Below are 8,784 nucleotides of genomic sequence, written 5' to 3'. Positions count from 1 at the left end.
TTTTTAGTAAAAAAGACATCGCTCATGGCGAGCTGTGACTGTGTCAGGCCATATTGAAACCAAGGACGAGTACGTGGGTCATACTTTTCTATTCTGCCAATACCGCCTGGAAAGGACTCGTTGGAAGGTTTTGATGAGTAAGATCGGCCATCTATAAAACCGAGAGTGACTTTGCTCAATCCACCGGTCATCGCAGCAAATTCAACGTGTTTTTCGTGGCGATCATTATAGCCGTATTTGCTATACAGCTCTGCGAGATCTGCAATGGGTTGAGAATTCTTGATGACATAATTCTCGATGCTTTCGGTTTCGTAACTTGCCGAATTGCTGATTTTTTGGATGACATCTGCTTTAACAACCTCTTCAAGTTGATAAATGGAGATGTAGCTCGTAATGGCGAGGGCTAATAAAAATATCACTACAGTTGATGATATTAATACGGCCTTAAATCCAAAAAAGTGTTTCATCTAATATCCCAGATCTGCTTGGTTTATGTTTATTTCCATGAACGCAATATTGCTGTTATGGAGCGATGAGAGGCAAGTTGCCGGTGGCTCGGCTCGACCTTGCTGAAAGAACCGAAGAACATTTTATGCCACCATAAAATGGAGCATGTTGCTGCTTCAAATGTTCAATTTACATTGCTCATGCCTGAGTTGTTACGTGCTTCGGCATGCCTAATGTTTACTCTGAAATTGTCATATGTTGCGGCTGTCTTGTATAAATCACTAATAACAAAAAGGCTACCTTGTCAGGTGGCCTTTTGAACCGAGCGCACACTATTTTAGATATCGCATCGGCGTGTCACTTTGAGACACGATCTTGAAGCGTGAAATGCGAGTAACGCTGAATCCAAGACGCTGGTTTTTAGCCGCTCTCTTTTTGCGGTCACCCGCTTTTATTCTTGGTGTAAACGAGGAATTTCTACTGTGCCACTGAAATTAGGCTGTTGGCAGCTTTACCAACAGTAATTGAAGGGCCTATTTGGTGGAATCTTTGAGGTAAGGTCGGCTGACTGCTTTGGGCGCGGAAAGCCGAATTGACGAGCGTTAATTCACGTGTAGCAGTTGTTCTAAATTACGTTGCAGCAACTCATCGTTGCCCATGTTTAGCTCAATGGTGCGGCGCAATTCACTCATGGTGTCGATATCAACGGCATCAAAACTTATGGCGTAATTGCCATTGGCGGCGCGAATCACATGGCCGCTAAAAATCATCGGATGCTCAGACTCAGGATTACGCACTTCGATGCCCACTCGATCGTCTTGCGAAACGTTTAGAGAATCGCTGTGAATTAACATGCCTTTGAATGACAAATCGATCAGTACCGCTGGGGTTTTGATCTCGCCGAGAACAACGTCAACGGGCCAATCAAGCACAATGCGAAAGAATTTTCGGCGTTCGTCTGGGGTAGTCATGGCATTCCTTCATTAAACAAGTGGTAGCGCACGCAAAGTATATGCCCCTAGTAAGGCGCAACCTATGGCGATGATCAAGTTCCGTGACTGATATTGAAAAATAAAAAGGCAACCTGAGGCTGCCTTTCATTGCACAAAACGCGATTACTTGTGAATGCGTTTGTATTTCAAGCGATGGGGCTCAATGGCACTTTTACCAAGGGTATTGCTCAGCCATGCTTCATAGTCAGTGTAGTTACCTTCATAGAAGTTGACCTGACCTTCGTCGCGATAATCCAGAATATGTGTGGCAACGCGGTCAAGGAACCAACGGTCGTGCGAGATCACCATGGCACAGCCCGGGAACTCCAACAGCGCTTCTTCAAGTGCCCGTAGAGTCTCAACGTCGAGATCATTGGTTGGCTCATCGAGAAGCAGCAAGTTACCGCCGGCTTTCAATAGTTTAGCGAGGTGAACACGGTTGCGTTCACCACCAGAGAGTTCGCCAATGCGTTTTTGCTGATCACTGCCGCGGAAGTTAAAGCGTGATACATAAGCGCGGGCGTTAATCTCAAAATTACCAATGGTGAGGATTTCATCACCTTCAGATATTTCTTGATACACAGTATTGCTGTCATCCATGCTGTCGCGGAATTGATCGACGGACGCCAAGCTGACAGTGTCACCCAATGTCACTGTGCCTGAATCTGGTTGCTCAGTGCCGCTGATCATTTTGAACAAGGTTGATTTACCGGCACCGTTTGGCCCGATAATGCCAACAATGGCGCCTTTCGGTACTGAGAACGACAAGTTATCAATCAGAACTCGCTCACCAAAGCTCTTAGTGAGGCCTTCTACTTCCACTACTTTGTCACCCAAACGTGGGCCCGGTGGAATGAACAGTTCATTGGTTTCGTTACGCTTTTGGTGATCGGAGCTTTGCAGCTCTTCAAATCGAGCCATACGCGCCTTGCTCTTAGCTTGACGACCTTTTGGATTCTGGCGCACCCATTCCAATTCTTTCTCAATGGTTTTCTGGCGCGTTTTTTCTTGCGCCGCTTCTTCTTTCAAGCGGGCGTCTTTTTGCTCAAGCCAGCTGGAGTAATTGCCTTCCCACGGAATACCATGGCCACGGTCAAGCTCCAAAATCCAACCCGCTGCATTGTCGAGGAAGTAGCGGTCGTGGGTAATGGCAACCACGGTGCCGTTGTAGTCTACTAAGAAACGTTCTAGCCACGCGACCGATTCAGCATCTAAGTGGTTAGTGGGTTCGTCGAGCAGCAGCATGTCTGGTTTTTCTAGCAACAAGCGGCAAATTGCCACGCGGCGACGCTCACCACCTGAGAGGTGCTTAATTTGAGCATCCCAGTCGGGTAAACGAAGTGCATCGGCAGCACGCTCTAATTGATTCTCTAGGTTGTGGCCATCGTGAGAATTGATAATGGCCTCAAGTTTGCCTTGCTCTTTGGCGAGCGCGTCAAAGTCGGCATCTGCTTCGGCATAAGCGGCGTAAACTTGATCTAGCTTGGCCATGGCGTCTTTTACGTCAGAAACTGCTTCCTCTACCGCTTCGCGTACAGTTTGCTCTTCATCGAGTTTTGGTTCTTGCGGTAAATAGCCTACGTTGATGTCAGGCATTGGGCGGGCTTCGCCGTCAATGTCGGTATCAATGCCGGCCATGATGCGTAGCAGGGTGGATTTACCCGCACCGTTAAGGCCAAGAACACCAATTTTGGCGCCGGGGAAGAAGCTCAGTGAAATGTTTTTTAGAATTTCACGTTTTGGCGGCACAATTTTGCTCACCCGATTCATGGTATAGACGTATTGGGACATGCTTGTTCGTTTCATTCTTTGGATGGAAATTGGCGCAGATTGTAGCTTAAATCGAGCCAAAATCGATCTTTAAACCGCGCAATTGGGGGGTGAAATCAATCCAAAATGCGCCATAAGGTATGGCTAAACGAGAAAGTGATCCGAACGAGTGAACAAAAGGTAGGCATATACAGTGTTTGCAGGTAGAATACGCGCCCTAAATTTTTGCATTTTGCGCCGCGAATTAACGGTGCTTTTTTGTCGGTGGGAGTGACCATGTTAGAACGCAGTATGAACATTGCTGATTTCGATCCCGAGTTGTGGGAGTCCATGCAGCAGGAAGTTAAACGTCAGGAAGAGCACATCGAATTGATTGCTTCTGAGAACTACTGTAGCCCACGCGTGCTGGAAGCTCAGGGCTCTCAACTGACAAACAAATATGCCGAAGGTTACCCAGGTAAGCGTTATTACGGCGGTTGCGAGTACGTTGACGTGTCTGAGCAATTGGCCATTGACCGCGCCAAGCAACTGTTCGGTGCTGAATACGCTAACGTTCAGCCACACTCTGGCTCACAAGCCAACTCAGCGGTATTCCAAGCATTGCTGCAAGGTGGCGACAAAGTCTTGGGTATGAGCTTGGCACACGGTGGCCATTTGACTCACGGCTCTCACGTCAGCTTCTCTGGCAAATTGTACGATGCAGTTCAATACGGCATCGACGAAAACGGCATCATCGATTATGACGAAGTTGAACGCTTAGCCGTTGAGCACAAGCCGAAGATGATCATCGCCGGTTTCTCTGCTTACTCAGGTATTCTTGATTGGGCCAAGTTCCGCGAAATCGCTGACAAAGTTGGCGCCTATCTGTTTGTTGATATGGCACACGTTGCCGGCTTGATTGCTGCTGGTTTGTATCCAAACCCGCTGCCGCACGCGCACGTTGTTACCACCACCACACACAAGACGCTCGCTGGCCCACGTGGCGGTTTGATCTTGTCTGCATGTGCTGACGAAGATGTTTACAAGAAGCTAAACAGCGCGGTATTCCCAGGTGGCCAAGGTGGTCCTTTGTGTCACGTGATTGCGGCCAAAGCCGTTGCGTTTAAAGAAGCGTTGCAGCCTGAATTCAAAACCTACCAAGCGCAGGTGTTGGAAAATGCTAAAGCAATGGCTGCAGTGTTCATCGAACGCGGCTTCAACATTGTTTCTGGCGGCACCGACAACCACTTGTTCTTGGTTGACCTGATTGAAAAAGACATCACCGGTAAAGATGCCGACGCAGCACTTGGCAAAGCCAACATCACTGTGAACAAGAACTCGGTTCCAAACGATCCACGTTCGCCGTTCGTAACCAGTGGTCTGCGCGTGGGTACGCCAGCCATTACTCGTCGCGGCTTCCGCGCCGATGAAGCTCGCTTGTTAGCGGGCTGGATGTGTGACGTCATTGATAACCTTGAAGATGATGCGGTAATTACTGCGACTCGTGATAAAGTCGTAGAGCTTTGCCGTAAGTTCCCTGTTTACGCTTAATTCTGAGCGTTACAGTTAAAACGGAATCAAAGGGCTGGCGCACGCTGGCCCTTTTGCTTTGTGAAGGATTAATTTGATGCATTGTCCATTCTGCAATCAGACCGATACCAAGGTGATTGACTCCCGCTTGGTGTCCAATGGCTATCAGGTGCGTCGTCGCCGTGAATGCACCGCGTGCCACGAGCGTTTTACCACTTTTGAAGGTGCCGAACTGGTGATGCCACGTTTGGTGAAGCGCGATGGTACTCGTGAACCCTTCAATGAAGACAAGCTACGTTCAGGTATTCAACGCGCACTGGAAAAACGCCCTGTGAGTACTGAGCAAACCGAACAAATGATTAGCAACATCATGTCGAGCTTACGTGCTACCGGTGAACGGGAAGTACCTAGTGAAATGCTCGGTCAACATGTCATGGAAGCGCTAAAAAATGTTGATAAAGTGGCTTATATCCGCTTTGCTTCGGTGTACTTTTCTTTCGAAGACTTGGACGACTTCGCCCAGGCAATTGCCAAACTGGAACGTTAATCATGTCAACGCCTGTTACTGACCAAGGTTGGATCACAAAGGCTATCGTTGCGGCTCGCGACGGCTGGTATACCACCACACCGAACCCGCGAGTCGGCTGCGTTATCGTTAAAGACGGCCAACAGGTCGGTATTGGCGCACATTTAAAAGCAGGCCAGCCCCATGCCGAGGTGCATGCGTTGGCCGACGCAGGTGAGCGCGCTAAAGGGGCGACAGTCTATGTCACTTTAGAGCCCTGTTGTCACACCGGCCGTACGGGGCCGTGCGCGCAAGCCTTGATTGACGCTGGCGTTGCCAAAGTGATCATCGGCATGCGCGACCCAAACCCGAAAGTCTCGGGCCGCGGTATTGCCATGCTAGAAGCCGCAGGTATAGAGGTCATTGCTGATGTGGCTAGCGCTGAATGTGAATCACTAAACCTTGGCTTTATTAAGCGTATGACGGCAGGTACGCCGCGCATTACGATTAAGATGGCGGCATCACTTGATGGTCGCACCGCATTGGCCAATGGCCAGAGCCAGTGGATTACCTCTGAACAAGCTCGAGCCGACGTCCATCGCTTTCGCGCCGAGAGCTGTGCGGTGTTGTCATCGGCTGAATCTGTCATTGCCGATTGTGCACAAATGACCGTTCGGCCGGAACAATTTGATATGTCGGCAGACGACTTTGGCGGCCTTGCCAATGGTGGTGAGCTGCGCCAACCCGATCGGGTGATCCTTGATGGTCGGTGTCGGTTGACCGGTGACGAACCGGTATTTAATGATCCGGCTAGCTTGGTGTTGGTCTTGCCGCCGGGCAAACAAGCGCCGGTTGATGGTGTCCGAACGTTGCATCTGGATTACGAGGTCACAGGATTTGATTTGCCGGCCCTGTTGGCGGCGCTTGCAGCTTGCGAATACAATGATGTCTGGGTGGAAGCTGGCGCGGCATTAGCTGGCGCATTTGTAGCCGAAGGATTGGTTGATCGTTTAGTGGTTTATGTGGCGCCTAAATTGATGGGGCACCACAGTCGCGGCATGCTTGGCCTGCCGTTGATTTCCGATATGGGCAATGTCATTCAAATGAAATGGCAATCAATTGATACCATTGGCCCCGATTTACGTTTAATTGCCCGCTTTTCTGACTAATTAAGGTTGTTGTGTTTACTGGAATTATTGAAGCCGTAGGGCAGGTTCGTAGTCTGACCAAATCAGGCGAAGACATGGTGTTAACCATTGCGGTTGGCAAACTCGACATGGCGGATGTGCACCTTGGCGATAGCATCGCAGTGAATGGCGTTTGCCTGACGGTGACCAAGTTTGATGCCTCATCATTCCGCGCTGATGTGTCAATTGAGTCACTTAAACGAACGGCACTGGCTGACTTGCAAGTTGGTTGGTCGGTTAACTTAGAAAAGGCCGTGACCCCAACGACTCGTTTGGGTGGTCACTTAGTCAGCGGCCACGTGGATGGCACCGCTCGATTAATGTCGTTCGAACAGCAAGGCAACGCTTGGCAATATTGGTTTGAAGCGCCTGCCGAGCTGGCTAAATATATTGCTGAAAAAGGCTCTGTCACCATTGACGGTATTAGCCTTACGATTAATGAAGTCGACGGCACCAAGTTTCGTCTGACCATTATTCCTCACACCCGAGCTGAAACCACTCTGATTCAGCGCCAAACTGGCGATTTAGTTAATTTGGAAGTGGATTTGATTGCGCGCTACTTAGAGCGTTTGATGAATGCGTCTGATGGCTCTGCTGCTACAGATGGCGTGACCTTAGGCTTATTGGCTCGCTCGGGTTTTATTAAGTAGCCAGTTGGAGTGTCATACGACGCTCTTAAAAAGTGCTACAGACATTCTGTTTACAGAGGTATAGAAATGAAATTCTCTCCGGCAGCTGAAATCATTGAAGAGATCCGTCAGAAGCGGATGGTGATTTTGGTCGATGATGAAGACCGTGAAAATGAGGGCGATCTGATTATTGCCGCCGAAGCTGTGACGCCAGAGGCCATTAATTTTATGGCAACCTTTGGGCGTGGGCTGATTTGTTTGACGCTGACGCGTGAGCGTTGCCAGCAACTCAATTTGCCGCTGATGGTTGACGCAAATAACGCGCAATTTTCTACTAATTTCACAGTTTCCATTGAAGCCGCCGAGGGCGTGACCACCGGCATCTCCGCCGCAGATCGGGCTCGCACGGTCCAAGCTGCTGTGGCAAAGAATGCTCAAGCCGCTGATTTAGTACAGCCAGGCCATATTTTCCCGTTGATGGCACAAGAAGGTGGCGTGTTAACCCGAGCTGGCCACACGGAAGCCGGTTGTGATTTAGCCCGCTTAGCTGGGTTTGGTGCGTCTTCGGTGATCGTTGAGATCTTGAACGACGATGGCTCCATGGCTCGTCGCGACGACTTACTTAAATTCTCCGAAAAGCATGGCGTTAAAATTGGCACCATCGCCGATTTGATTGAATACCGTAACCTTAACGAAACGACCATTGAAAAGGTGGCGCAGTGCAAACTGCCAACCGAGTTCGGCGAGTTTCAGCTGCATACCTTCCGTGACACCATCGACAATCAGCTGCACTACGCGATGCAAATGGGCGAAATTACCGCAGAGCAACCTGCTCTGGTCCGCGTGCATTTACAGAACTTATTGAATGACGTCCTCCATACTGATCGAGCCTCGGAGCGTAGTTGGGACTTACCTCGCGCTTTGGCGCGGATTGCAGCTGAAGGCGGCGTGCTGGTGGTTTTAGGCCGCGAAGAGTCCAACGATGAAATCCTTCATAAACTGAAAAACTTTGAATTAGAAGATAGCGGCGAGCGTCCACCTGCGGCCAAATGGCAGGGTACGTCTCGTCGAGTCGGTGTTGGTAGCCAGATTTTAGCGGAATTAGGCGTCGAGAAAATGCGCCTACTAAGTTCGCCCAAGCGTTATCACGCACTGTCAGGTTTTGGCCTTGAAGTGGTTGAGTACATTTCTGATTAATCTGATGGGGCGGGCTGTGCTATGATTCGGCCACAAATTTGAACATGCCCCAGTTCTTTAAGAATTAACGTAAGTGAGCACATACATGAAGGTAATTGAAGGCGGTTTAACCGCACCTAATGCACATATCACCATTGTTGTTAGCCGCTTCAACAGCTTTTTGGTTGAAAGCCTTGTTGAAGGTGCCTTGGACACACTGAAACGTGTTGGTCAGGTGAGTGACGACAACATCACCATCGTGCGCGTTCCTGGCGCTTATGAGTTGCCTGTGGCGGCTCAACGTGTGGCGAAAAAAGGTGGCACCGATGCCATTATTGCACTGGGTGCCGTGATTCGTGGTGGTACGCCTCACTTTGATTTTGTTGCCGGAGAAAGTAACAAAGGCCTCGCGCAGGTTTCTTTGCAATATGACATTCCGGTTGCATTCGGCGTGTTGACCACAGATACCATCGAGCAAGCCATTGAGCGTGCTGGTACGAAAGCCGGCAACAAAGGCGGCGAAGCTGCTATGGGCGCATTAGAAATGGTCAATGTTTTGGCCGAAATTG

Annotated in this window: 9 protein-coding genes; 6 read left to right on the top strand and 3 right to left on the bottom strand. The window is 49.6% G+C overall.

Annotation, left to right across the window (positions count from 1 at the left end; translation table 11 throughout):
• From K0504_RS18175 to ettA, 3 genes are all read right to left on the bottom strand, one after another.
• On the bottom strand, positions 1 to 467 hold a 467-nt coding region (locus K0504_RS18175), incomplete at its 3' end, for a hypothetical protein (protein ID WP_220105583.1).
• 582 nt (positions 468 to 1,049) lie between these two features.
• Complete coding sequence (locus tag K0504_RS18170; protein WP_220105582.1) at positions 1,050 to 1,418, bottom strand: PilZ domain-containing protein; 369 nt, start codon at positions 1,416 to 1,418, stop codon at positions 1,050 to 1,052.
• A gap of 144 nt (positions 1,419 to 1,562) precedes the next feature.
• On the bottom strand, positions 1,563 to 3,230 hold the full coding sequence (gene ettA / locus K0504_RS18165; protein WP_220105581.1) for an energy-dependent translational throttle protein EttA: 1,668 nt from the start codon (positions 3,228 to 3,230) through the stop codon (positions 1,563 to 1,565).
• A gap of 255 nt (positions 3,231 to 3,485) precedes the next feature.
• On the opposite strand from ettA, the gene glyA reads away from it, so the two are divergent.
• The 6 genes from glyA to ribH all read left to right on the top strand — a co-directional run.
• Entirely contained in the window at positions 3,486 to 4,739 is a 1,254-nt protein-coding gene (gene glyA / locus K0504_RS18160) for a serine hydroxymethyltransferase (RefSeq protein WP_220105580.1), read from the top strand.
• A 76-nt stretch (positions 4,740 to 4,815) separates the two neighbouring features.
• Positions 4,816 to 5,265 (top strand): transcriptional regulator NrdR, encoded by a 450-nt coding sequence (gene nrdR / locus K0504_RS18155; protein WP_220105579.1) that lies wholly within the window; start codon positions 4,816 to 4,818, stop codon positions 5,263 to 5,265.
• A gap of 2 nt (positions 5,266 to 5,267) precedes the next feature.
• The gene (gene ribD, locus K0504_RS18150) at positions 5,268 to 6,392 is read left to right on the top strand and encodes a bifunctional diaminohydroxyphosphoribosylaminopyrimidine deaminase/5-amino-6-(5-phosphoribosylamino)uracil reductase RibD (protein ID WP_220105578.1); all 1,125 of its coding nucleotides are present in this window, start codon (positions 5,268 to 5,270) and stop codon (positions 6,390 to 6,392) included.
• 11 nt (positions 6,393 to 6,403) lie between these two features.
• Positions 6,404 to 7,060 carry a riboflavin synthase gene (locus tag K0504_RS18145; RefSeq protein ID WP_220105577.1) on the top strand — a complete coding sequence of 219 codons (657 nt, stop codon included), beginning with the start codon at positions 6,404 to 6,406 and terminating at the stop codon, positions 7,058 to 7,060.
• Positions 7,061 to 7,126: 66 nt separating this feature from the next.
• Complete coding sequence (gene ribBA, locus K0504_RS18140; RefSeq protein ID WP_220105576.1) at positions 7,127 to 8,236, top strand: bifunctional 3,4-dihydroxy-2-butanone-4-phosphate synthase/GTP cyclohydrolase II; 1,110 nt, start codon at positions 7,127 to 7,129, stop codon at positions 8,234 to 8,236.
• A gap of 85 nt (positions 8,237 to 8,321) precedes the next feature.
• Positions 8,322 to 8,784, top strand: a 463-nt coding sequence (ribH, locus tag K0504_RS18135; protein ID WP_220105575.1) for a 6,7-dimethyl-8-ribityllumazine synthase, incomplete at its 3' end; no start/stop codon positions are given.

Source organism: Neiella holothuriorum, from assembly GCF_019457915.1.
Lineage (GTDB): Bacteria > Pseudomonadota > Gammaproteobacteria > Enterobacterales > Neiellaceae > Neiella > Neiella holothuriorum.
This window is presented reverse-complemented; position numbering and strand designations above follow the sequence as displayed.